Source organism: Acrocarpospora sp. B8E8 (assembly GCF_039871605.1).
Lineage (GTDB): Bacteria > Actinomycetota > Actinomycetes > Streptosporangiales > Streptosporangiaceae > Acrocarpospora > Acrocarpospora macrocephala.
Genome location: NZ_JBDPLV010000023.1, coordinates 20209 through 45822, shown reverse-complemented (window position 1 = coordinate 45822; position 25614 = coordinate 20209). Strand labels below are relative to the sequence as shown.

Here is a 25614-nt window from a genome sequence, read left to right as displayed (position 1 = left end):
CCGTCCTGAGTTGTCCGCCAGGGGCGAGGCAGGTAACGCGGATGAAGGAGTATCACATGCGAATCCTGGTTACTGGCGGAGCTGGGTTCATTGGATCCCATTTCGTACGGTCGATGTTGGACGGTCGGTACCCCGGCCACGAGGACACCCGGATCACCGTTCTGGACAAATTGACCTATGCCGGCCGGAGGGACAACCTGCCCGAGGCACATCGGAAGTTGACCTTCGTGCACGGCGACGTCTGCGACCGGCAGCTGCTGGCTGATCTCCTGCCCGGACACGACGGAGTCGTGCATTTCGCCGCCGAGTCGCACGTCGACAGGGCGGGGGACGACGCGGAACCGTTCGTGTGGGCCAACGTGATGGGAACCCACCGCCTGCTCGAACAGTGCAGGACGAGTGGAGTTCAGCGCGTCGTGCACGTGTCCACCGACGAGGTGTACGGGTCGATCGAGGACGGATCATGGACGGAACAGTTTCCGGTCGAGCCCAACAACATCTACTCGGCGTCGAAGGCGGCCAGCGATTGCCTCGCCCGAGCGCACTGGCGCCTGCACGGCCTGGACTTGTCGATCACCCGATGCTCCAACAACTATGGACCCCGTCAGCATCCTGAGAAGATCATCCCCGGCTTCGTCACCCGCCTGCTCCAGGGGCGTGACCTCCCACTGCACGGCGATGGCAGCGCCATCCGCGAATGGCTGCACGTCGACGACCACTGCCGCGGCGTTTCCCTGGTCTTTGACAAGGGCCGCGCCGGCGAGATCTACAACATCGGCGGCGGAACGGAGCTCACCAACCGTGAGCTGACCGGCCTGCTGCTCGAACTGGCCGGGGCCGACTGGGACCGCGTCCGCAATGTGCCTGACCGGCCGGCTCAGGACCCCCGGTACTCGCTCGACCACAGGAAGATCACCGAGGAGATCGGGTTCGAACCCGTGATCGATTTCAAGGAAGGTCTTGAGGATGTCTTCACCTGGTACCGGGAGAACCGATCCTGGTGGGAATCCATTGACGTGTAGTCAGTGACCAGGGCGCCGGCCGCTTTCTGTGCCGGCGCCACTGCTACCTGGCCACGAATACCTCCTCGATCGCGCGAACCGCCACACCCGTCCCGTCTTCTTCGCGGACCGCGGCGCCGAGCGCCCGAGCGCGGTCGGCCATGCCGCTGTCGGTGAGCAGGCGATCGATCGTGCCTCGCAACCAGCGGGCGTTGAGAGCGTGGTGGTTACGAGACGGAGGTCCGACTCCGAGCTGTGCGATCCTCCTTCCCCAGTGGAGCTGATCACCTTGAAGCCACACGGCCGCCTGCGGGATACCAGCCCGGAAGGCCGCCGCGGCCGTGCCGGGCCCGCCGTGATGGACGACGCACGCGGCGCGGGCGTAGAGCCACCCGTGTGGGACGAAGTCCGCCAGGAATATGTTGGGCGGCAGCTCCTCGGCGCCGAGCCCCGCCCAGCCGGATTGCAGGACGACGCGACGGCCCAGGCCGCGAACCGCCTCGAGTAGCCGCTCGGTGACCGCGTCGGAGTCGAACCCGTTGTTGGAGCCAAAGCCGATCACGACCGGCGGCTCGTCGGCTACGAACGCCGCGAGGTCGTCTGGGGGCACGTACTCCGGTTCGTCGAGGAACCAGTATCCCGTGGTGCGGTAGGTGGGGCCGAAGAGGGGATCGCGCGGGAGGGTGTGCGGGCTGGTGGCGACGAGGTTGAGCAAGGGCGAATGGCTCGCGTCGAAGATGATGTCGCGCCAGGGCGGAAGGCCGGCCGTGGTGACGACGGGGTTGAGGCACCTGTCGGTCGCGTGCCTGACCGCCAAGCCGGTGATCGACCAGGCGAGGGCGTTACCGATGGGCCCGAAATCGATATTGGTCGGGCCGTACCCGCGCGCTCGGCGCAGCGGCCAGGCGTGGTGCACGCTCACGTGGGGCGTGCCGACCGCGCGCGCCGCGGCGACCGCGGCGACGGCCAGCGGCGGATGGATGACGACGTCGGCCTCACCTGCCAGCGCCATCAGCTCCGGCACCGCGGCACGCTGTTCCCGCGCCAGCACGTCAACCGTGATCGTCAGTTGCCGCAGCTTGTCCTTCGTGCCGGCCAGGCGGGTGTAGTACTCCTCGACTTCCGCCTCGTCCACAGTCGGCCGGCCGGAGAAAGGCACGCCGACGGCTTCGGCGTGCGCCGCGTAATTGTCGGAGGCCGAGAACATGACGTCGTGGCCCTCCGCGAGCAGACGCTGTCCGAGGGCGAGGAAAGGCTGGAGATCCCCTTGCGAGCCGACGGTCACTACGAGAGCGCGCATCGTATCCAAGCCGGACGGTCAAGGGCCGGAGCCGCGACGGTCGGAGTTGCTTTCACTCTCGATTGCCTCCCTGGATCGGCTGCCGAATAGGTGTAGGTGGCGGATCCGAGCAGCGATCTTGTTTGCTCGTCCGGCACATCCTGCTGCGACCGGTTCCCGGAAATCATTAGAAGTGAACCGCTGGCGGCCTCGGTCCGGGGTTTCCGGCTGAAGCGGTCACCCGCGTGTGCGCCGCGAGGACTGCCCCCTACAGGGAGAACTCGCGGATCTTGCCGATCACGAAGTCCTGGTCCGACTCGGACAGCCCGGGGTCGGTGGGCAGATAGAGACCGTCGGCCGCGAAGCGGGCGGCGTTCAGCGACGGCCAGTCGGGGTTGAAGTACATCGGCTGGCGGCTCATGGGCTGGAAGAACAGCCGGGTCTCGATCCCCGCGTCCGCGAGGAACTCCCGCAGTTCCTCCCGCCGCTCCGCCCGGATGTCGTACATCCATAGCACGTCGCGGGGCGGCATGAGGGTGAGCCCGGTGATGCCGTCGAGTCCGCTGTCGTAGGTGCTTTCGATCCGTTTGCGGATGGCGAGTATCTCCTCGACCCGCTCCAGCTGGGCCAGGGCGACCGCGGCCTGCATGTTGGTCATGCGGAAGTTGTAGGCCAGCTTCTTATGGATGAAGTTGTGCTCCTTGCTGAAGGCCATGCCGCGCAGGTGGGCCATCTGCCGGGCCAGATGCTCGCTGTTGGTGACGCAGACACCCCCCTCGCCGGCCGTGATGATCTTGTTGGCGAACAGGGAGAAGCACGCCACGTCGCCCACCGGGCGCACCCCCATCGCCTCCGCCGAATCCTCCACCACCCTCAGGTTGTACTCGTACGCCACGTTCATGATCGCGTCCATGTCGCAGCGCCGGCCGTAGACGTGCACCGGCATGATGACCTTGGTACGTGGAGTGATCTTCTCCTCGATCAGCGAGACGTCGATGTTGAGGTCGTCGGCGCAGTCGACGAACACCGGCACCGCGCCCGTGTAGCTGACGGCCCACGCCGTGGCGACCATGGTGAACTCCGGTACCAGGACCTCGTCGCCGGGACCGACCCCCAGCGCGCGCAGCGCGAGGGTGAGCGCGGTCGTGCCCGAGGAGCACGCGACGCCGTGAGCGAAGCCGTTGTACTGGGCGAACTCTTCCTCGAAGCGCCCGACGAAGGGGCCTTGCGAGGATATCCAGCCGGAGTTGACGGCCTCAGTGAGGTACTCCAGTTCCCGTCCGGTGAGGTACGGCTTTGACACCTGATATTTGAACGCCATCGGTTCCCTCACTCATCAGCCGGCCCGGCTCGCCGGCACGGGGCGACAGGAGACGCTCGGAAAGTCCCGTCTTCCCCGCCGCTCCGCGGCACGGGACTCGCCGAAGACACGCCGGGTCACGTACAGAAGAACCCGGACGGCACTCGTGAAAACACTAGGAATCCGTGTAGAACCGCGTCGATCCAGGTCACTGCCGTTACGCATGCGGCACCACAACTAGTGAAACGCGCAGCGGGTGCTCGGCATAGTTTGTCGCGGCTGAGGCGGAAGCCGGGACGCGGCGATTCGAGCGCACCCTTGCCGGGCGGTGAATCCGCGTTTCCACGTGGCGGTACGACGACGGTATGGGGAGAGTGGCGCGTGAATCGATCCGAGTTCATGCCTGGTCGTTGGTCCGGCACGAGTGACGATGCGATCGCGATTGTCGGAGTGTCCTGTCGGCTGCCCGCCGCGCCCGGCCCGGCGGAGTTCTGGCGGCTGCTGAGCGACGGCGTGAGCGCCGTGTCCACCGTGCCGCCCGGCCGTTGGAACGCGGGCCCGGAGCTCGGCCCCAGCGCTTACGGCGCATTTCTGGACGGGATCGACCGGTTCGACGCCGCGTTCTTCGGGATCTCGCCCCGCGAGGCCCGCGCGATGGATCCCCAGCAGCGGTTGACGCTGGAACTCAGCTGGGAGGCCCTGGAGAATGCGCGTATCGCGTCCGCCCGCGTCCGCGGCGCCGACGTCGGCGTTTTCATCGGTGCGACGGCCGACGACTACGCGCTGCTGAGCCGCCAGGCCGGCGCGGCGGGAATCGGCCACCACTCGCTTACCGGCGTCAACCGCAGCCTCCTCGCCAACCGCGTATCGCACTTCCTCGCCCTGACAGGACCGAGCGTGGCGGTGGACACCGGCCAGTCGTCGTCGCTGGTGGCGGTGCACCTGGCCTGCGAGAGCATCCGCAGCGGCGAGTCCAGCATGGCCCTCGCGGGTGGGGTCCAGCTCAACCTGGCCGCGGAGAGCGCCATGGCGGCCGCGGAACTCGGCGCGCTGTCCCCGGACGGCAGGTGCTTCACCTTCGACGCGCGGGCGAACGGTTACGTCCGCGGCGAGGGCGGCGCCATCGTCCTGCTCAAGCCGCTGTCGCGCGCCCTCGCGGACGGCGACCACGTGTACTGCGTCATTGCGGGGAGCGCGGTCAACAACGACGGCCCCGGCGACGCGCTCACCACGCCGAGCGCCCTGGCTCAGGAACGCGTGCTGAGGTCCGCCTGCCGGCGGGCCGGCGTGGACCCGGCGAGCGTCGGGTACGTGGAGTTGCACGGCACCGGCACCCGGGTGGGCGACCCCACCGAAGCCACCGCTCTCGGCGCTGTCTATGGCATGGAGCGTTCTGGTGCCCCCCTGTGGGTGGGATCGGTGAAGACCAACGTCGGCCACCTGGAAGGCGCCGCCGGGATCGTCGGCCTGCTCAAGACCGCATTGGCCGTCGAGCAGCGGCTGCTGCCGCCGAGCCTCAACTTCGAAAGCCCGAATCCCGCGATCCGATTCGACGAGTGGAACCTGCGAGTGGTGCGGTCGGCGATGCCGTGGCCGGCTGGCGACAGGGAAGATGCCCCGATTGTCGCGGGTGTCTCGTCCTTCGGACTGGGCGGCACCAACTGCCACGTCGTACTGACCTCCGCCCCGGTGCGCGTCTCCCCGGATACCGGGAGCGTCCAGGAGCGGCCCGAGACGCCGTCACCGGTGTACTGGACGCTGTCCGGCCACACCGAGGGCGCGCTGCGGGCCCAGGCAGCCCGGCTGGCCCGCCACGTCAGGGAACATGCGGACCTTTCGATCGCCGACGTGGCTTTCTCGCTGGCAACGACCCGGGCCGGCCTGCGCCATCGAGCGGTCGTCGTCGGTGACGGAGGAGAAGAGTTGCTCCGCGGGCTGGACGCGCTGTCGGAAGGGCGGTCCGCGCCTGGGCTGGTGCGCGGCGTCGATTCCGGTTCCAACCGCGTGCTCGCCGACCAGGTGGAACGCCTCGACAAGATGCGGCTGGTCTTCGGGCTCGGCCAGCACACGACGCCGCCGGCGCTCGGCTGGCAACGCCCTGGCCATCAGGTGTTCGTCTTCCCCGGCCACGGGTCGCAGTGGGCCGGGATGGGGGTGGAGCTGCTCGACTCGGCATCGGTGTTCGCCGCCGCCATGGCGGAATGCGAGGCGGCGCTGGCACCCTTCGTCGACTGGTCGCTGATGAGCGTCGTCCGGGAGGAACCCGGCAGCCCGCCCAGGGATCGCGCGGACGTGATCCAGCCGGTGCTGTGGGCGATCATGGTCTCGCTGGCGGCACTGTGGCGGTCGTACGGCGTTGAACCGGCCGCCGTCGTGGGCCACTCGCTGGGCGAGGTCGCCGCCGCGTGCGTCGCGGGCGCGCTGTCGCTCGAGGACGGCGCCCGGATCGTAACCGCCAGGTCGAAGCTGGTCAGCGAGGTCCTCTCTGGCCGCGGCGGCATGGTTTCGGTAGGACTGCCACCGGATGTCCTGAACGAGAGGCTGGCCCGCTGGGAAGGCCGCCTGTCCGTCGCCGTCATCAACGATCCGTCCTCCGTGGCGGTGTCCGGGGACGACGACGCGCTGGCCGAGATGATGGCCGAACTGGCGGATACGGCGCGGATGCGCCGGATCAGTATCGACTACGCCTCGCACTGCGCCATGGTCGAGCTGATCGAGAAACAGCTGGCGCCGATGCTGACGTCGATCCGGCCCCGCAGCTCGGCGATCCCCTTCTACTCGACGGTGACCGGCACCCCCCTGGACACCGCGGAACTCGACGGTGACTACTGGTACCGCAACCTGCGCCGACCGGTCGACTTCCATGGCACGGTCGGGCGGATGCTGGCTGACGGGCTCGGCGCTTTCATCGAGGTGAGCCCGCACCCGGTGCTGATCGGGAGCATCCACGAAGGCGCGCGGGCCGCCGGCCGCCCAGCGGTGGCCGTCTGCACCATCAGGAGGAACAACGCCGGGGTCCCCCGTATGGTCACCTCGGTCGCCGACCTCCACGCCAACGGGGTGGAGGTCGGCTGGGAGAGGTTCATCCCCGCCGCGTCCCGGGTCGAGTTGCCGACGTACGCGTTCCAGCGTGACCGATACTGGCTCGAAGAGGCCGAGCCACGAGAATCCGGCCCGCAGGGCGGGCGGAACGAAACGGTCTCGGCCGGTCCCGCCGTCGATCGCGGGGCCGGTCCTGACGATGTTCAGGGGCCCGCCGACCTGCTCGACGTGGTCCGTGACGCGTGCGCGGCGATCCTCGGAACTGACGATCCGGATCGGGTCGAGCTCGGTCTGCCCTTCAAGGAGCTCGGTTTCGACTCCGCGATGCTCGTCGAGCTCACGGTCCAGCTCAGTTCGGCCGCCGGGCTGCCGTTGACCGCGAACACTCTTAACGCGAACACTCTTTTCGACCACCCCACGCCGGCGAGGCTCGCCGCCTTTCTGACGTCCACAGCCGCCACCGGTTCCGGGAACCCCCCGCCCCTGGAACCGGTGGCTTCCACCCTCCTGGCCGACGAGCCCATCGCGATCATCGGGATGGCCTGCCGCTACCCGGGCGGGATCGACTCCCCGGAAAGCCTGTGGCGGCTGGTCGACGCCGGTGCGGACGCCGTGTCGGCGATGCCCGCCGACCGTGGCTGGCGGATGGGGGCCGCCCCTGGGGATCTTCTCGGCGGCTTCCTCTACGACGCGGGCGACTTCGACGCCGCGTTCTTCGGAATCTCGCCGCGGGAGGCGCTGGCGATGGAGCCGCAGCAGCGGCTGGCGCTGGAGGTGGCCTGGGAGGCGGTGGAGCGGGCTGGGATCCCGCCCTCGTCGCTGCAGGGCACCCGGACCGGTGTCTATCTGGGCGCGATGGCGCAGGACTACGGCGCCCGGATGCACGAGGTGTCCGGCGACGCCGAAGGGTACACGCTGACGGGTACCTCGCCCAGCGTTCTGTCCGGCCGGGTCGCGTACACCCTGGGTCTGGAAGGTCCCGCGATCACGGTGGACACCGCGTGTTCGTCGTCGCTGGTCGGCCTGCACCTGGCCGCGCAGGGGCTGCGGTCGGGGGAGTGCTCGCTGGCGCTGGCGGGCGGCGTCACCGTCATGTCGACGCCGGGCATCTTCCTGGAGTTCGCCAAGCAGGGTGGTCTGTCCCCGGACGGACGATGCAAGGCATTCTCCGACGCCGCCGACGGCACGGGCTGGGCCGAGGGCGTCGGCGTGCTGGTCCTGGAACGACTGTCGGACGCCCGCCGCAACGGTCACCACGTGCTCGCCGTGCTCCGCGGCTCCGCCGTCAACTCCGACGGCGCCTCCAACGGCCTGACCGCCCCCAGCGGCGCCTCCCAGCAGCGGGTGATCCGGCAGGCGCTGCACAGCGCCGCCCTCTCCCCTGCGGATGTGGACGTGGTTGAGGCGCACGGCACCGGCACCAGCCTGGGCGACCCGATCGAGGCCCAGGCTCTGCTCGCGACGTACGGGCAGGACCGGGACCGGCCCCTGCTGCTGGGGTCCATCAAGTCGAACATCGGTCACAGCCAGGCGGCCGCGGGGGTCGCGGGCGTGATCAAGATGGTGCAGGCCATGCGGCGGGGGATCGTGCCGCGGACGTTGCACGTCGATGCTCGCACGTCCCGGGTCGACTGGTCGGCCGGCGCGGTGGAGCCGGTGACCGAACCGGTGGAGTGGCCGCGGACCGACCACCCGCGCAGGGCTGCGGTGTCGTCGTTCGGGATCAGCGGCACCAACGCCCACGTGATCATCGAGCAGGCTCAGGACCCCGAGTCCGAGCCGCCCTCCTCCTCGGCTCCCGCCGTGGTGCCCTGGGTGGTCACCGGCAAGAGCGAGGCGGCGCTCGGCGCCCAGATCGACCGGCTGACGTCGTTCCTGGCCGAGAGCGGAGCCGATCCGGCGGACGTCGGCTACTCGCTGGTGACGGCACGCTCGGAATTCGCCCACCGGGCGGTGCTCCTGGCCACCGCTGACGGTGTGGCCGAGGCGGCACGCGGTGTCGCCGGCCGGCCAGGGGCACTGGCGGTGCTGTTCGCGGGACAGGGCGCGCAGCGGATCGGGATGGGCCGCGAGCTCGCCGCCCGGTTCCCGGTGTTCGCCCGCGCACTCGACGATGTTCTCGCGCGGCTGGCCGGCGAGCTGGAGCGGCCGCCGCGCGAGGTGATGTTCGGTACGGATCCGGAGCCGCTGGACCGCACCGAGTTCGCCCAGCCGGCGCTCTTCGCCATCGAGGTCGCTCTGTTCCGTCTGCTGGAGTCCTGGGGCGTGACGCCGGACCTGCTGGTGGGGCACTCGATCGGCGAGATCGCCGCCGCCCACGTGGCCGGTGTGCTCTCCCTGGACGACGCCTGCACGCTGGTCGCGGCCCGGGGCCGCCTGATGCAGCGCCTGCCCGAGGGCGGGGCCATGGTGTCGGTCCTGGCCAGTGAGGCGGAGGTGGAGCCGCTGCTGGCGGACGGAGCCGTCATCGCCGCGGTGAACGGGCCGTCCTCCGTCGTGATCGCCGGGGACGGCGACGCCGTCCTGCGCACCGCCGCGCACTTCGGCAAGGCCACCCGCCTGCGGGTGAGCCACGCGTTCCACTCGCCGCTGATGGAGCCGATGCTGGCGGAGTTCCGGAAGGTCGTCGGGGGGCTGACCTGCCACGAGCCGAGCCTGCCGATCATCTCCACCGTGACTGGCGAGCCGGTGGACGCCGCGTACCTGTGCTCGCCTGAGTACTGGGTGGACCACGTCGTGCGTCCGGTGCGTTTCGCCGCTGCGGTGCGCGCCGCCGCCTCGGCGGGGGCCAGGACGTTCCTGGAACTCGGCCCGGACGGCGGGTTGTCGGCACTCGTCCACCAGAACCTCTCGGTTGACCATGATTCCGGCGAGCCGCCGGGCCCGGCCGCCTTCCCCATCCTGCGCAAGGACCGCGGCGAGGAAGCCGCGGCGCTCGCCGCCGCCGCCCGGCTGTACGTGCACGGCATGCCGGTGCGATGGCCGCGGCTGTTCCCGGCCGCTCGCCGCGTGGACCTGCCGACCTACGCGTTCCAGCGGCGGCGCTACTGGCTGGAGCCCGGCGGCGCGGTGGACGCGCACCCCTTCCTCGGCGATCCCGTGCCGTCCGCCGCCACCGGCGAGACCCTGTTCACCGGCACGCTCTCGCGCCGGGCCCACCCCTGGCTGGCCGACCACGTGGTGGGCGGCGTGGCGCTGCTGCCGGGCGCCGCCCTGCTGGAGTCGGCCCTGTACGCGGGCGGCCGGCTCGGCTGCCCGCGCGTGGCCGAGCTCACCCTGGAGGCGCCCCTTCCGCTCCCCGGCGACGGCGAACCGGCGATCCAGCTTGCCGTGGGCCCGGCCGACGCCGACGGCCGGCGGCGCATCGCCTGCTATGCCAGGCACGGCCAGGACGCCCCATGGATCAGGCACGCCACCGGGACGCTCGCCCCGGCCGAGCCCTCCGCCCAGGAGCGGCAGGTCGCGCCCGAGCCGGCGTCCGGGATCGACGCGGCGGAGGCGTACCGCAGGCTCGCCGCGCGCGGCTACGACTACGGCCCGGCCTTTCGCGGCCTGCGCGCCGTCACCCTCGACGGCGGGACCGCGCACGCCGAGGCGGCGCTGCCCACCGGTCTGGGCGGGTCCGGGTTCGGCCTGCACCCGGCCCTGCTGGACGCCGCGCTGCACGCGGCGGTCCTCGCCACCGGGGATTCGGGGGACCCCGTGGTGCCCTTCGCCTTCGAGGACGTGTCGCTGCACCGCGCGGACGCGCGCGAGTTGCGCGTCGAGGTCACGCCCGCGGGCGCCGGGTCCGTCTCGGTCGTGCTGGCCGACGGGCAGGGACACCCGGTCGCGGTGATCGGCTCGCTGGTGCTGCGCCCCGCCGCGCCGGTCGGCGTGCCCGCCGACTCGAGGTTCGCCGACTCGAGGTTCGCCGACTCGAGGTTCGCCGACTCGAGGTTCGCCGACTCGAGGTTCGCCGACTCGAGGTTCGCCGACTCGAGGTTCGCCGACTCGATGTTCACCGTGGAGTGGCCTGAGCTGCCGTTGGCCCCCGGCGAGGCGCCCGCGCCCCGGATCGTGCGCCTGTCCACCGGCGAGTCCACCGACGAGGACGAGCCGACGGCCGCGTCCGTGCGCGAGATCGTGCACCGGGGCCTGGCTCTCGTCCGCGACGCCGTGGAAGGCGCTGATGAGCGGCCCCTGGTCCTGGTGACCGGCGGCGCCGTCGCCGTGGACGACCGCGAGCACGCGGCCGATCCCGCGGCGGCGGCCGTGTGGGGCCTGGCGCGCTCGGCCCAGACCGAGCACCCGGGCAGGATCGTCCTGGTGGACAGCGACGGCCACGAGGCGTCCGAGCACGCGCTCGCCGCCGCCGTGGCGACCGGGGAACCCCAGCTCGCGCTGCGCGCGGGGACGGCACGCGTGCCCAGGCTCGCCCGTCCCTCCCGCCACCTGCTCCCGCCCGGCGGGGCCGCGCACTGGCGGCTCGCCTCGGACGGGGGTGGCACCCTGGACGGCCTGGCCCTCGTCGCAGATCCCGGCGCGCCGCTCGCCCCCGGCCAGGTGCGCGTGGACGTTCGCGCGGCCGGGGTCAACTTCCGCGACGTGATGCTCACGCTCGGCCTCTACCCCGGCGGCGGCGGAGGCGCCCTGGGCCTGGAAGCGGCGGGCGTGGTAGCCGAGACCGGCCCCGGTGTGACCGCGTACGCCCCTGGCGACCGGGTAATGGGAGTGTTCTCCCGCGCCTTCGCCACTACAGCGGTGGCCGACGAGTGCGCGCTCGCCCCCATCCCGGACGGATGGTCGTACGCCCTGGCCGCCACCACGCCCATCGCCTTCCTCACCGCCTACCACGCGCTGGTGGAACTGGCCGGGCTGCGCGCGGGGGAGACCGTGCTGATCCACTCGGCGGCGGGCGGCGTCGGCATGGCCGCGGTCCAGCTCGCCCGGCACCTCGGCGCGGACGTGCTCGCCACCGCGAGCCTCGGCAAGTGGGACCAGGTGCGCGCCCTGGGCGTGCCCGGCTCGAACCTGGCCTCCTCGCGCACCGCCGAGTTCGAGCGCCACTTCGGCGGCCGGGACGTGGACGTGGTGCTCAACTCCCTCGCCGGTGAACTGGTGGACGCCTCGCTACGGCTGCTGCGCCCCGGCGGCCGGTTCGTGGAAATGGGCAAGACCGACATCCGCGACCCCCACCGGTACCCGCACCTGCGCTACCAGGCGTTCGACCTGCTGGACCTGGACCCCGGCCACCTCGGCCGCCTGCTGCGCGAGGTGCTGGCGTTGTTCGAGCGTGGCGAGCTGGCCCCGCTGCCCGTGGCCACCTGGGACCTGCGCCGCGCCCCCGACGCGTTCCGGCACCTGAGCCAGGCCCGGCACGTGGGCAAGGTCGCGCTCACCATGCCCGTCCGGCCCGGCCCCCGCGACACAGTCCTGATCACCGGCGGCACCGGCGCGCTCGGCCGCGCGCTCGCCCGGCACCTGATCGACCGCCACGACGTGGGCCGGGTGGTGCTGGCTGGGCGCGGCGGCCGGGAGATATCCGGCCTAGGCCCGAGGATCACCGTCGCGGCCTGCGATGTCGCCGACGCTGGCGCCGTCGAGGCGCTCCTGGCCGAGCACCGGCCGGCCGTCGTCGTCCACGCCGCCGCCGTGCTGGACGACGCCACCGTCACCGGGCTCACCGCCGAGCGCCTGGACGCTGTGCTCCGCCCCAAGGTGGACGGCGCGCTCAACCTGCATCGCGCCACGCGCGACGCGGGCGCGCCCGCCCTCGTGCTGTACTCCTCGGTGATGGCCACGCTCGGCGGCGCGGGCCAGGCCGCGTACGCGGCGGCCAACGCCTTCCTGGAGGCCCTGGCCCGGCACCGGCGCGCGCATGGGCTGCCCGCGACCGCCCTGGCCTGGGGATCGTGGACCGAGGGCATGACTACCGCGCTAGGCGGCGCCGACCGCTCCCGGATGGCCCGCGCGGGCCTGTCGCCGCTGTCCGTCCCAGCCGGGCTCGCCCTGTTCGACCGGGCCCTGGCCCTGGACGAGCCGGTGGCCGTGCCCGCCCGCCTCGACCTCGCCGCCGTGCGCGCCGCGGGGCCGGACGCGGCGCCGATCCTGCGCGGCCTGGTACCCCCGGTCCCCGCTCGGCCGCCGTCGCCCGGCCGCGCCGCCGGCGTGCCGCTCGCCGAGCGGCTGGCCGCGCTCGACCCCGGCGCCCGCACCCGCACGGTGCTGGAGCTGATCAGCGCCCGGTCCGCGGCCGTGCTCGGGCACGACGCCGCGGGCGCCGTCGAGGCGGACGCGTCGTTCAAGGACCTGGGCTTCGACTCGCTCACCTCGGTCGAGCTGCGCAATCAGCTCTGCGCCGCCACCGGCCTGCGCCTGCCCGCCGCTCTGCTGTTCAACCACCCGACGCCCGCGGCCCTGGCCCGGCACCTGATCGCCGAGCTGACGCCCGGCGCGCCCGAGCCCGGCGGGGGCGTCCTGGCCGACCTGGACCGCCTCGCCGCCGCCCTGGCCGCCGCGCCGGCCGACGGCGTACTTCGCGTCGGCGTCGCCGCCCGCCTGAAGCTCCTGTCGGACCAGGTGGCGGCCTGGGCCGCGCCGCCACCGCCGGCCAACGGCGACGGCGAGGTCACCGGGCGGCTCCAGACGGCCTCGGTGGCCGAACTGCTCAGCTTTATCGACGAGGAACTCGGATGACTGAGGACGCGCGGATGACGGACAACGAGCAGGTCGTCGAATACCTGAGGCGGGTGACCGTCGAGCTGCACGAGACGCGCAAGCGCCTGCGCGACCTGGAGGAACGCGACCGGGAGCCCATCGCCGTCGTCGGCATGGCCTGCCGGTTCCCCGGCGGGGTGACCTCGCCGGAGGACCTGTGGGAACTGGTGGCCGGCGAGCGCGACGCGATCGGCGAGTTCCCGGCCGATCGGGGCTGGGACGTGGACAGCCTGTACGACCCCGACCCGGATCGGACCGGGAAGAGCTACATACGGGTGGGCGGGTTCCTGGCGGACGTGGCGGGGTTCGACGCGGGGTTCTTCGGGATCTCGCCGCGTGAGGCTTTGGCGATGGATCCGCAGCAGCGGTTGTTGCTGGAGACGTCGTGGGAGGCGGTGGAGCGGGCCGGGATCGACCCGCGCTCCCTGCGCGGCAGCCGTACCGGTGTGTTCGTCGGAGCGATCGCGCAGGACTACGCCGCGCCGCTCCACGCCGCCCCCGAGGGATTCGAGGGGCACCTGCTGACCGGCACCACCGCCAGCGTCGTGTCCGGGCGGGTGGCTTACGCCCTGGGCCTGGAGGGGCCCGCGGTCACCGTGGACACCGCGTGTTCCTCGTCCCTGGTCGCATTGCACCAGGCGGCCCGTGCCCTGCTGGCCGGGGAGTGCTCCCTGGCCCTGGCCGGCGGCGTCACGGTGATGGCCAACCCCGGCATGTTCGTGGAGTTCAGCAGGCAGCGGGGCCTGGCGCCGGACGGCCGGTGCAAGTCGTTCGCGGCGGCGGCTGACGGCACCGTCTGGGCGGAGGGCGCCGGCGTCCTGGTGATGGAGCGGCTGTCGGACGCGCGGCGGCTGGGCCACCGGGTACTCGCGGTGATGCGGGGCAGCGCGGTCAACCAGGATGGTGCCTCCAATGGCCTGACGGCGCCCAATGGTCCGTCGCAGGAGCGGGTGATCCGGCAGGCGCTGGCCGGCGCGGGGTTGTCCTACGCGGATGTCGACGTGGTCGAGGCGCACGGTACCGGGACGACGCTGGGTGACCCGATCGAGGCGCAGTCCCTGCTGGCCACCTACGGGCAGGACCGGCCGGAGGACCGGCCCGTGCTGCTGGGTTCGATCAAGTCGAACATCGGTCATTCCCAGGCCGCTGCGGGTGTGGCGGGCGTGATCAAGATGATCATGGCGATGCGCGAGGGTGTGGTGCCGCGCACGTTGCATGTGGATGCGCCGTCCTCGCATGTGGACTGGAGTGAGGGTGCGGTTGAGCTGGTGACCGAGGCGGTGGGGTGGCCGCGGACCGACCGCCCGCGCAGGGCCGCCGTGTCGTCGTTCGGGATCAGCGGCACCAACGCCCATGTGATCATCGAGCAGAGTGCGATCGAGCAAGGCGCGGAGGCCGCGGATGTGGTGTCCGAGCGCCCGGCGCCCGTGGTGGACGGCGGGTCGTCGGTGCCGTTGCTGGTCTCGGGCCGGACCGATCAGGCGTTGCGCGCGCAGGCCGAGCGGCTGGTTTCGTACCTGGACGGTGTGCCTGATGACGGGCTGGCCGACACGGCGTTCTCGCTGGCTGTGACGCGGTCGGCTTTTGAGCATCGTGCGGTGGTGGTTGCCGGGGATCGCGAGGGCGCGCTGGCCGGGTTGCGGGCCGTTGCCGAGGACCGTCCGGGTGCCGGTGTGGTGCGTGGGGTGGCCGGGGCGGAGCCGAGGCTTGGGGTGTTGTTCACCGGTCAGGGGAGCCAGCGGGCCGGGATGGGCCGGGAGCTCTACGACCGTTTCCCGGTGTTCGCTCAGGCGCTGGATGAGGTGATCGCTGAGCTTGATCCGTTGCTCGATGGTTCGCTGCGCGCGGTGCTGTTCGCGGAGCCGGGTACGGCCGAGGCGGATGCGCTGGATCGGACGGGGTGGGCGCAGCCGGCGTTGTTCGCGGTGGAGACGGCGTTGTTCCGGTTGGTGGAGTCGTGGGGTGTGCGGCCGGATGTGCTGGCGGGTCATTCGATTGGGGAGATCACGGCGGCGCATGTGGCTGGGGTGTTGTCGCTGGGTGATGCGTGTGCGTTGGTGGCGGCTCGGGCGCGGTTGATGCAGGCGTTGCCGTCCGGTGGGGCGATGGTGGCGGTGCGGGCGTCCGAGGATGCGGTCGCCGGGCTGCTGGCCGGGCGTGAGGACGAGGTGTCGGTCGCGGCGGTGAACGGTCCTGCCTCGGTGGTGGTCTCCGGGGTGGAGTCGGCCGTCCTTGAGGTGGCGGCCGCGCTGGAATCCCAGGGGGTCAGGACACGGCGGTTGCGGGTGTCGCATGCGTTCCATTCGCCGTTGATGGAGCCGATGCTGGCGGACTTCCGTGCCCTGGCCGGGACGCTCGGCTACAACCCGCCGCGGATCCCGGTGGTGTCCACCCTGACCGGGGAGCAGGCCACGGCCGAGCAGTTGTGCTCGCCGGACTACTGGGTGAACCAGGTGCGTGGGTCCGTACGCTTCGCCGACGGCATTGGGACGCTGCATCGCCAGGGTGTGCGGGCGTATCTGGAGCTCGGCCCCGATGGCGTCCTGAGCACCATGGCCCAGGAAACCCTTGCCACGATCGTCGACTCGGACGCCGGTGTGCGCGAGTCGGACCTGGTGCTGGTGCCGGTGTTGCGCGGGGATCGGGGTGAGCAGAGTGCGGTGATGTCGGCGCTGGCCGAGCTGCACGTGCATGGGGTGCGGCTCGATTGGCGGGCCATGTTCCCCGGTGCCCGCCAGGTGGAGCTGCCCACATACGCCTTCCAGCGTCGGCGTTTCTGGCTTGATGGCGCGGGCTCGCGAGCGGGAGACGTGACGATGGCGGGGCTGACGGCCGCCCAGCACCCGCTTCTTGGGGCGGCTGTCGAGCTGGCCGGTTTGGATGGGGTGCTGCTGACCGGTCGTATCTCGCTGAGGTCGCATCCATGGCTGGCCGATCACGTGGTGGGTGGGGCGGTGATGTTCCCGGGCACCGGGTTCCTGGAGTTGGCGATCCAGGTAGGTGATCAGGTCGGCTGTGATGTGGTCGAGGAGCTGACCTTGACCGCGCCGCTGGTGCTGGGTGAGCGGGACGCGGTGGCCGTGCAGGTGTGGGTGGCGGCACCGGATGAGTCGGGTCGGCGTGAACTGGGCGTCTACGCCCGGCAGGCGGAGGCTGGGGCCGAGGAGCCGTGGGTACGGCATGCGATCGGTGTGCTGGCGGCCGGTGGCCAGACCTGGGAGCGGTTCGACGCCGATGTGTGGCCGCCGCGGGGTGCGTCGGTGATTGAGCTGGGTGGGTTGTATGACCGGCTGGCCGTGGGTGGGTTGGGTTATGGGCCGGTGTTTCAGGGGTTGCGTGCGGCGTGGCGGGGTGTGGGTGGGGAGGTGTTCGCGGAGGTCGTGTTGCCGGAGGGGGTGGTTGATGGGGGGTTGTTCGGGGTGCATCCGGCGTTGCTGGATGCGGCGTTGCATGTGGTGCCGTTTGCCGGGTTGGGGGGTTGGGGGCTGGGTGGTTCCGAGGGTGTGTTGTTGCCGTTCTCGTGGGGTGGGGTGTCCTTGCACGCGGGTGGGGCGTCGTTGTTGCGGGTCCGGCTGGTCAGGACGGGTGATGATTCGGTTTCGGTGACCGCGGTGGATGCCGCCGGGGAGATGGTGTTGTCGGCGGGGTCGCTGGTGTTGCGGCCGTGGTCTGCTGGTGATCTGCCGGTCGCTGGTGGTCGGGCGCTGGAGCGGGATGCGCTGTTCGGGGTGGAGTGGACGGCGCTGCCGGAGCGTGCGGTGGCGGGTGGGGATTCGGTTCCGTTTCATAGGGATCTGCCGTCGCTGCTGGAGGCGGGGCCGGTACCCGAGGTGGTGCTGACGGAGGTCGTCTCCGACCCGGCCGATGGGGTGGTGGAGTCGTCGCATGCGCTGACTGCCAGGGTGCTGGATGCGGTTCAGGGGTGGCTGGCCGATGACCGGTTCGCTGATTCGCGTCTGGTGGTGGTGACTCGGGGTGCGGTCGCGGTGGGTGCGGGTGAGGTGGTCACCGATCTGGCGGCTGCGGCCGTGTGGGGTCTTGTCCGTAGTGCGCAGTCGGAGAATCCGGGCCGGTTCGTGCTGGTGGATGTCGATGGTGAGCTGTCTGACTCGGTGCTGGCCGGGGTGCTGGCCTGCGGTGAGCCGCAGGTGGCGGTACGCGGGGATGCCGTGCGGGTGCCGCGTCTGGCGCCGCTGGCATCGGGTGCGGGGCTGGTGCCCCCGGCCGGGGTGCCGTGGCGGCTGGGCAGCCGGGCCAAGGGCAGCTTGGACGCGTTGGCGTTGCTCGAGTTCCCCCAGGCGGCCGGGCCACTTGCGGCCGGTCAGGTCCGGGTGGCGGTGCAGTCGGCCGGGGTGAACTTCCGGGACCTGCTGGACGGGCTCAACGCGCTGGGCTGGTACCAGGACAAGGTCGGCCTGATGGGCGGCGAGGCCGCCGGAGTGGTCCTGGAGGTCGGCCCCGGAGTCGATGACCTGAGCCAGGGAGACCGGGTGGTCGGCCTGGTCGAAGGCGGCTTCGGGCCGGTGACGGTGGCCCGTGCCCAACTCCTGGCCAAGATCCCGGATGGGATTTCGTTCGAGCAGGCGGCGACGATTCCGGTGGTGTTCCTGACGGCCTGGTACGGGCTGATGGACCTGGCCGGGCTCCGCGCGGGTGAGTCGTTGCTGGTGCACGCCGGTACCGGCGGTGTGGGCATGGCGGCGATCCAGTTGGCTCAGCGGCTGGGCGTGGAGGTGTTCGCCACGGCCAGCCCGGCCAAGTGGGAGGTGCTCCGCTCGCTGGGCGTCCCGGATGATCACATCGCCTCTTCGCGGACGCTGGAGTTTGAGGAGCGGTTCCGGCAGGTGCGCGGGGATCGAGGGATCGATGTGGTCCTGAACTCGCTGACGGGGGACTTCATCGACGCCTCGGCGCGGCTGCTGCGCCACGGCGGCCGGTTCATTGAGATCGGCAAGCTGGACATCCGCGACGAAGAACAGTTCCCGGGGCTGGTCTATCGCTGGTTCGACCTGATGGACGCCGGATTCGAGCGGTTGCGAGAAATGCTGGCCGACCTGATGGAACTGTTCGCGGCGGGTGAGTTGCGGCCGTTGGCGGTGACGGCGTGGGACGTGCGGCGCGGCCGTGAGGCGTTCCGGTTCATGAGCCAGGCCCGCCACACCGGCAAGATCGTCCTGACCATGCCCCGGCGGTGGGACCCGGAGGGCACGGTGCTGGTCACCGGCGGCACCGGCGGCCTGGGCGCCGAACTGGCCCGGCACCTGGTGGCCGGGCACGGCGTGCGGCACCTGCTGCTGGCCAGCCGCAGAGGCCTGGAAGCGGCCGGGGCGCGTGAACTTGAGCAGGAACTGGCCGCGCAGGGCGCGCGGGTGACCATCGCCTCCTGCGACGTGGCCGACCGGGATCACGTGGCGGCACTCCTGGCGCAGGTGGACGCCGGCCATCCGCTGACCGCCGTAATCCACACGGCCGGAGTCCTCGATGACGGGATCATCGCCTCGCTGACGCCGGAGCGGCTGGATGTGGTGCTGCGTCCGAAGGTGGACGCCGCCTGGCACCTGCACGAGCTGACCCAGGACATGGATCTGGCCGGGTTCGTGGTGTTCTCCTCGCTGTCCGGGCTCATGGGCGGTACGGGTCAGGGCAATTACGCGGCGGCCAACACCTGGCTGGACGCGCTGATGGCGCACCGCCGGAGCCAAGGGCTGCCCGGGTTGTCGCTGGCGTGGGGTCTGTGGGAGCAGGCCACCGGGATGACCGGCGGCATGTCGCGGGCCGATGTGCAGCGAATGGCCGCCGCGGGGTTGCCGCCCATGACCACTGAGCAGGGACTCGCCCTGTTCGACACGGCGATCGGCTCGGACTCACCGCTGGTGGTCCCGGCGCGGCTGAACCCGCCGACGATGCCCGCCCAGTTGATCCCGTCGCTGCTGCGCGGGCTGGTCCGCGGCGCCCGCCGTACGGCGTCGGCGCATGTGGCCGGTGAAGGAAAGCTGGTACGGCAGCTGACCGGCCTGACAGAGACCGAGCGGACCAGGTTCGTGGTCGACCTGGTCCGGGCGCAAACCGCCGCCGTCCTCGCATACTCCGACCCCGCGGCGGTGGACGTCCGGCGGGAGTTCCGCGAGCTGGGCTTCGACAGCCTCACCGCGATCGAATTACGCAACCGGCTCAACACCGTCACCGGCCTCCGCCTGCCCTCCACCCTCATCTTCGACTACCCGACCCCGACCGTGCTGGCCAGGCATCTGCTCGACGAGTTGATGGGGACACGGGAGGAAGTCCTGGACCTGGCGCCGCAGGCGCTGTCGCCGGTGGCCGACGACCCGGTCGTGATCGTGTCCATGGCGTGTCGTTTTCCGGGCGGGGTCGCCTCGCCGGAGGATCTGTGGCGTCTGGTGGCCGAGGGCGGGGACGGGATCGGCGAGTTCCCGACCACGCGGGGCTGGGATCTGGCGGCGTTCTACGACCCGGATCGGGAGAGGCGCGGGACCAGCTACGTCCGCGAAGGTGGCTTCCTGCATGGGGCGGGGGAGTTCGATCCGGGGTTCTTCGGTATTTCGCCGCGTGAGGCGCTGGCGATGGATCCGCAGCAGCGGTTGCTGCTGGAGACGTCCTGGGAGGCGGTCGAGCGGGCGGGGATCGAGCCGGGTTCGCTGCGCGGCAGCCGTACCGGCGTGTTCGCCGGAGTGATCTACCACGACTACGGTCCGAGTGTTGAGTTCCCGCTGGATGCGCGGAGTTTCGTCAGCACCGGCACCGCCGGGAGCATCGCGACCGGGCGCATCGCGTACACCTTCGGGCTGGAGGGTCCGGCGGTGACGGTGGATACCGCCTGCTCGTCGTCGCTGGTGGCGTTGCATCTGGCGGCGCAGGCGCTGCGGTCGGGTGAGTGCTCGCTGGCGCTGGCCGGTGGCGTGACAGTGATGGCCACGCCAAGCTCCTTCATTGATTTCAGCGCCCAGGGCGGTCTCGCGGCCGATGGCCGGTGTAAGGCGTTCGCCGACGCGGCCGACGGCACGAACTGGTCCGAGGGCGTCGGCATGGTGGTGCTGGAGCGGTTGTCGGATGCCCGCCGTAACGGCCATGAGGTGCTGGCGGTGGTACGTGGCTCGGCGATCAACCAGGACGGTGCGTCGAACGGGTTGACCGCGCCGAACGGTCCCTCGCAGCAGTGGGTGATCCGCCAGGCGCTGGCCGACGCCGGTCTGTCCCCGTCCGAGGTGGACGCGGTCGAGGCACACGGCACCGGCACCCGGCTGGGCGACCCGATCGAGGCCCAGGCCCTGCTGGCCACCTACGGGCAGAACCGTGACGCTGATCGGCCGCTGTTGCTGGGTTCGATCAAGTCGAATATCGGTCACACGCAGGCGGCCGCGGGTGTGGCGGGTGTGATCAAGATGGTCATGGCGATGCGGTACGGGATGCTGCCCAAGACGCTGTATGTGGATGCGCCGTCCTCGCATGTGGACTGGGGCAGGGGTGTGGTTGAGCTGCTGACCGAGCCGGTGGAGTGGGTGCGAAACGGCCATCCGCGCCGGGCGGGTGTGTCGTCGTTCGGGTTCAGCGGCACCAACGCTCACCTGATCCTCGAACAAGGCCCGGAAGCATCGGAAGGAGAAGACCGTTCGCAGGGTCGGGTACCTGCCGCTGGTGCGGTGCCGGTGCTGGTCTCGGGCCGCACCGATCAGGCGTTGCGGGCGCAGGCTGAGCGTCTGGCGTCTTATCTGGACGGCGAGCCTGACCTGAGTCTCGACGATGTGGCGTTCTCGCTGGCCACGACGCGGTCGGCGTTCGAGCATCGGGCGGTGCTGCTGGCGGGCGACCGTGCTGCTGCGCTGGCCGGGCTGCGGAGCATGACCGAGGATCTGTCGGGTGCGGTGCGCGGCGTGGCCATGGCCGAGCCGAAGCTTGCGGTGTTGTTCACCGGTCAGGGCAGCCAGCGGGCCGGTATGGGCCGCGAGCTGTACGACCGTTTCCCGGTGTTCGCCGAAGCCTTGGACGAGGTGATCGCCGAGCTGGATCCCTTGATGGAGCCGGAGCAGGACGGTCGGGTGGGTCGTTCGCTGCGCGCGGTGCTGTTCGCGGAGCCGGGTACGGCCGAGGCGGATGCGCTGGATCGGACGGGGTGGGCGCAGCCGGCGTTGTTCGCGGTGGAGACGGCGTTGTTCCGGTTGGTGGAGTCGTGGGGTGTGCGGCCGGATGTGCTGGCGGGGCATTCGATCGGGGAGATCGCGGCTGCGCATGTGGCCGGGGTGTTGTCGCTGGGTGATGCGTGTGCGTTGGTGGCGGCGCGGGCGCGGTTGATGCAGGCGTTGCCGTCCGGTGGGGCGATGGTGGCGGTGCAGGCGTCCGAGGATGCGGTCGCCGGGCTGCTGGCCGGGCGTTCGGGTGAGGTGTCGGTCGCGGCGGTGAACGGTCCTGCCTCGGTGGTGATCTCCGGGGTGGCGGAGCCGGTTCTTGAGGTGGCGGCGGCGCTGGAGTCTCAGGGGGTCAGGACGCGGCGGTTGCGGGTGTCGCATGCGTTCCATTCGCCGTTGATGGATCCGATGCTGGCGGACTTCCGTGCCCTGGCCCAGACGCTTACCTACAACTCGCCGCGCTTTGCGATCGTGTCGACTTTGACCGGGGAGCTGGTCACGGCTGAGCGGTTGTGCTCGGCGGATTATTGGGTGGAGCAGGTGCGTGGCGCGGTCCGCTTCGCCGACGGTGTCCGTGTGTTGCATGCGCAGGGTGTGCGGGCGTATCTGGAGCTGGGTCCCGACGGGGTGTTGACCGCCATGGCTCAGGAGACCCTTGCCACGATCGCCGATTCGGACGTCGACGCGGGCGAGTCGGACCTGGTGCTGGTGCCGGTGTTGCGCGGGGATCGGGATGAGCAGAGTGCGGTGATGTCGGCGCTGGCCGAGTTGCATGTGCATGGGGTGCCGCTCGATTGGCGGGCGATGTTCCCGGGCGCGCGCCAGGTGGAGTTGCCCACATACGCCTTCCAACGTCGGTGGTACTGGCCGAACCCCGCTTCGGCTGGGGATGCCCGGGGGCTGGGGCAGACCGCTGCGAGCCATCCGCTGCTGGGTGCGGCGGTGGGCCTGGCCGATTCCGACGGGGTGCTGCTGACCGGGCGCCTGTCGGTGCGGTCGCATCCGTGGCTGGCCGATCATGTGGTGTCCGGCACGGTGATCTTCCCGGGCACCGGGTTCCTGGAGCTGGCGATCAGAGCGGGTGACCAGGTCGGCTGTGATGTGGTTGAGGAGCTGACCTTGACCGCTCCGCTGGTGCTGGGCGAGGGCGAGGCGGTCGCGGTCCAGGTCGCGGTGGGTGCGCCGGAGGAGTCGGGTCGCCGGAGCGTGAACGTCTATGCCCGATTGGCGGAGGCCGGCGAGGATGTGCCGTGGGTGCGGCACGCGACCGGGACGCTCGCGAGCGGTGCTTCGGAAGCCGGGTCGTTCGATGCCGAGGTCTGGCCGCCGCGGGGCGCGACCGCGATCGAGCTGGACGGGCTGTATGAGGACCTGGCCGCGGGCGGGTACGGCTACGGTCCGGTGTTCCAGGGGTTGCGGGGGGCCTGGCGGGGCGCGGGTGGTGAGGTGTTCGCCGAGGTGGCGTTGCCTGAGCAGGCGGAGTCGGAGGCGGGTGCGTTCGGGTTGCATCCGGCGTTGCTGGATGCGGCCTTGCACGCGGTGCCGTTTGCCGGGCTGGGTGACTCCGAGGGCGTGTTGTTGCCGTACTCGTGGGGTGGGGTGTCCTTGCACGCCGTTGGTGCGTCGTTGTTGCGGGTGCGGCTGGTCAGGACGGGTGATGATTCGGTTTCGGTGACCGCGGTGGATGCCGCTGGGGAGATGGTGTTGTCGGCGGGGTCGCTGGTGCTGCGGTCGTTGTCGGCTGGTGATCTGCCGGTCGCTGGTGGTCGGGCGCTGGAGCGGGATGCGCTGTTCCGCGTGGAATGGACGGCGGTGCCGAAGAGCGCGGCAGCAGGTGGGGTGGCCGATGGGATGCCGCCGGCGGTGCTGGGTTTCGGGGCGTTGGGTGTCATCGCGGCGTGGCGGCCGGGTGGGGATTCGGTTCCGTTCCATAGGGATCTGCCGTCGCTGCTGGAGGCAGGGCCGGTACCCGGGGTGGTGCTGACGCAGGCGGTCACGGATCCGGACGGGGACGTGGTGGGGTCGGTTCACGAGTTGACCGCACAGATGCTGGGGTTGGTGCAGGCGTGGCTGGCTGACGCCCGGTGTCATGGTTCCCGTTTGGTGTTCGTGACCACGGGTGCGGTGGCGGCCGATGACGGCGAGGGCGCGGCTGATCTCGCGGCGGCAGCGGTGTGGGGTCTGGTGCGGAGCGCGCAGTCCGAGCATCCCGGCCGGTTCGTGCTGGTGGATGTGGATGACAGATCCTCGCTGTCGGCGTTGCCGGGAATGTTGCCCGAAGCGATGGGTGAGGTGTTGGCGTCAGGCGAGTCACAGGCGGCGATCCGCGGCGGTGAGGTGTGGGTGCCTCGGCTGGCGCGGGTGACCACCACCTCTGACCGTGGCGGCGACCTGGGTGGAGCGCGTCGTGCCCCTGGTGGCGCTGGTGGTGATGTCGTACGCTCCTGGGATCCGGAGGGGACGGTGCTGATCACCGGTGGCACCGGTGGTCTGGGTGCGTTGTTCGCGCGGCATGTGGTGGCCGGGCGTGGGGTTCGGCGTCTGCTGCTGGCCAGCCGCCGGGGGGCGGACGCTCCTGGTGCGGTGGAGTTGCAGGCGGAGCTGATCGCGCATGGCGTGGAGGTTTCGATCGCCGCGTGTGATGTGGCAGACCGGGATCAGGTCGCGGCGTTGCTGGCTCAGGTCCCGGCCGGGCATCCGCTCACTGCCGTGATTCACACCGCTGGTGTGCTGGATGACGGGACGATCTCGTCGTTGTCGGCGGAGCGTGTGGATGCGGTGCTGCGGCCGAAGGTGGATGCGGCCTGGTATTTGCACGAGCTGACCCGGGATCTGGATCTGGCGGAGTTCGTTGTGTTCTCGTCGGTGGCGGGGGTGTTCGGTGGGGCGGGTCAGGGCAACTACGCGGCGGCGAACGCGTTCTTGGATGCGCTGGCTGAGTATCGGCGTGCCCTGGGTTTGGCGGGGTTGTCGCTTGCGTGGGGTCCGTGGGCGCAAGACGCGGGGATGACGGGCACACTGGGCCAGGCCGATATGCACAGGATGGCGCGGGCGGGGATTTCGGCCTTGACGGCCGAGCAAGGCTTGGGGTTGTTCGACGCGGCTGTTGCGGTGGGTCGTGCGGCGGTGGTGACGGCGCGGTTGGACGTGTCCGCCGTGGCGCGGGCAGGCGGTGAGGCGCCGCATCTGTTGCGGGGATTGGTGCGGGGAGTTCGCCGGTCGGCGGCGGCGGCAGGCGATGGGTCGCTGGCTGGACGGTTGGCCGGTTTGGGGGAGGCTGACGGGGTTCGGTTGGTGGTTGAGCTCGTCCGCAGCCAAGTAGCCGCAGTGCTGGGGCATGCCTCGCCGGATGGGGTGGAGGTGCGGCTCGAGTTCCGTGAGCTGGGTTTTGACTCGCTCACCGCGGTGGAGTTGCGTAACCGGCTGGGTGTGGTGACGGGGTTGCGGTTGCCGGCGACGTTGGTGTTCGACTATCCGACTCCGGTTGTGCTGGCGGAGTTCCTGTTGGGCGAGTTGCTGGGTGAGCAGGCCGGTTCGGCTGTGCTGTCGCCTGTGGTGCGTTCGGTGGCGGATGACCCGGTGGTGATCGTGGGGATGGCGTGCCGGTATCCGGGTGGGGTCGCATCTCCGGAGGATTTGTGGCGTCTGGTGGTTGAGGAGACCGACGCGATCACCGGTTTCCCGACGAATCGAGGGTGGGATCTGAGGGCGTTGTACAGCCCGGATCGGGAGAGCCGGGGCACCAGCTACGTGCGTGAGGGTGGTTTCCTGCATGAGGCAGGGGAGTTCGACCCCGGCTTCTTCGGCATCTCGCCGCGTGAGGCGCTGGCGATGGACCCGCAGCAGCGCCTGCTCCTGGAGACCACCTGGGAGGCGATCGAGCGGGCCGGGATCGACCCGACCTCGTTACGCGGCAGCCATACCGGTGTCTTCGCCGGCGTGATGTACCACGACTACGCGACCAGTGTGTCGCTCCCGCCGGACGTGATGACTTTCTCCAGCATCGGTAGCGCCGGTAGCGTCGTGAGCGGCCGCTTGTCCTACACCCTCGGCCTGGAGGGTCCGGCGGTGACGGTGGACACGGCGTGTTCGTCGTCGCTGGTGGCGTTGCATCTGGCGGCGCAGGCGCTGCGCTCGGGTGAGTGCTCGCTG

General features: G+C 71.0%; 5 protein-coding genes (1 of these 5 only partly in view). 3 read left to right on the top strand and 2 right to left on the bottom strand.

The genetic code is table 11. From position 1 onward, the window contains the following. The first annotated feature begins 41 nt into the window (after positions 1-41). Positions 42-1022: a dTDP-glucose 4,6-dehydratase gene (gene rfbB / locus ABGB08_RS22855; protein ID WP_347593444.1), complete on the top strand. Its 981-nt coding sequence runs from the start codon at positions 42-44 to the stop codon at positions 1020-1022. Between the two features lie 43 nt (positions 1023-1065). Here rfbB and ABGB08_RS22850 read toward each other — a convergent pair whose 3' ends face one another. Further along, on the bottom strand, positions 1066-2301 hold the full coding sequence (locus tag ABGB08_RS22850) for a glycosyltransferase (RefSeq protein WP_347593442.1): 1236 nt from the start codon (positions 2299-2301) through the stop codon (positions 1066-1068). A 247-nt stretch (positions 2302-2548) separates the two neighbouring features. Continuing rightward, complete coding sequence (locus tag ABGB08_RS22845) at positions 2549-3601, bottom strand: DegT/DnrJ/EryC1/StrS family aminotransferase (RefSeq protein ID WP_347593440.1); 1053 nt, start codon at positions 3599-3601, stop codon at positions 2549-2551. A 360-nt stretch (positions 3602-3961) separates the two neighbouring features. Between ABGB08_RS22845 and ABGB08_RS22840 the strand changes: the two genes are divergently transcribed. Both ABGB08_RS22840 and ABGB08_RS22835 read left to right on the top strand, forming a co-directional pair. After that, the gene (locus ABGB08_RS22840; RefSeq protein WP_347593438.1) at positions 3962-13300 is read left to right on the top strand and encodes a type I polyketide synthase; all 9339 of its coding nucleotides are present in this window, start codon (positions 3962-3964) and stop codon (positions 13298-13300) included. After that, positions 13297-25614: the 5' end (the start) of an SDR family NAD(P)-dependent oxidoreductase gene (locus ABGB08_RS22835; protein ID WP_347593436.1), read on the top strand. It continues 15594 nt past the right edge of the window; 12318 of the gene's 27912 nt are visible here — the first part of the coding sequence; its start codon is at positions 13297-13299; its stop codon lies beyond the right edge, outside the window. The genes ABGB08_RS22840 and ABGB08_RS22835 overlap by 4 nt, the downstream gene beginning before the upstream one ends.

Bases quoted from the DNA above. Each gene is read 5' to 3' on its own strand.
- rfbB (WP_347593444.1), top strand. From the start codon at position 42: ATGAAGGAGTATCACATGCGAATCCTGGTTACTGGCGGAGCTGGGTTC.
- ABGB08_RS22850 (WP_347593442.1), bottom strand. From the start codon at position 2,301: ATGCGCGCTCTCGTAGTGACCGTCGGCTCGCAAGGGGATCTCCAGCCT.
- ABGB08_RS22845 (WP_347593440.1), bottom strand. From the start codon at position 3,601: ATGGCGTTCAAATATCAGGTGTCAAAGCCGTACCTCACCGGACGGGAA.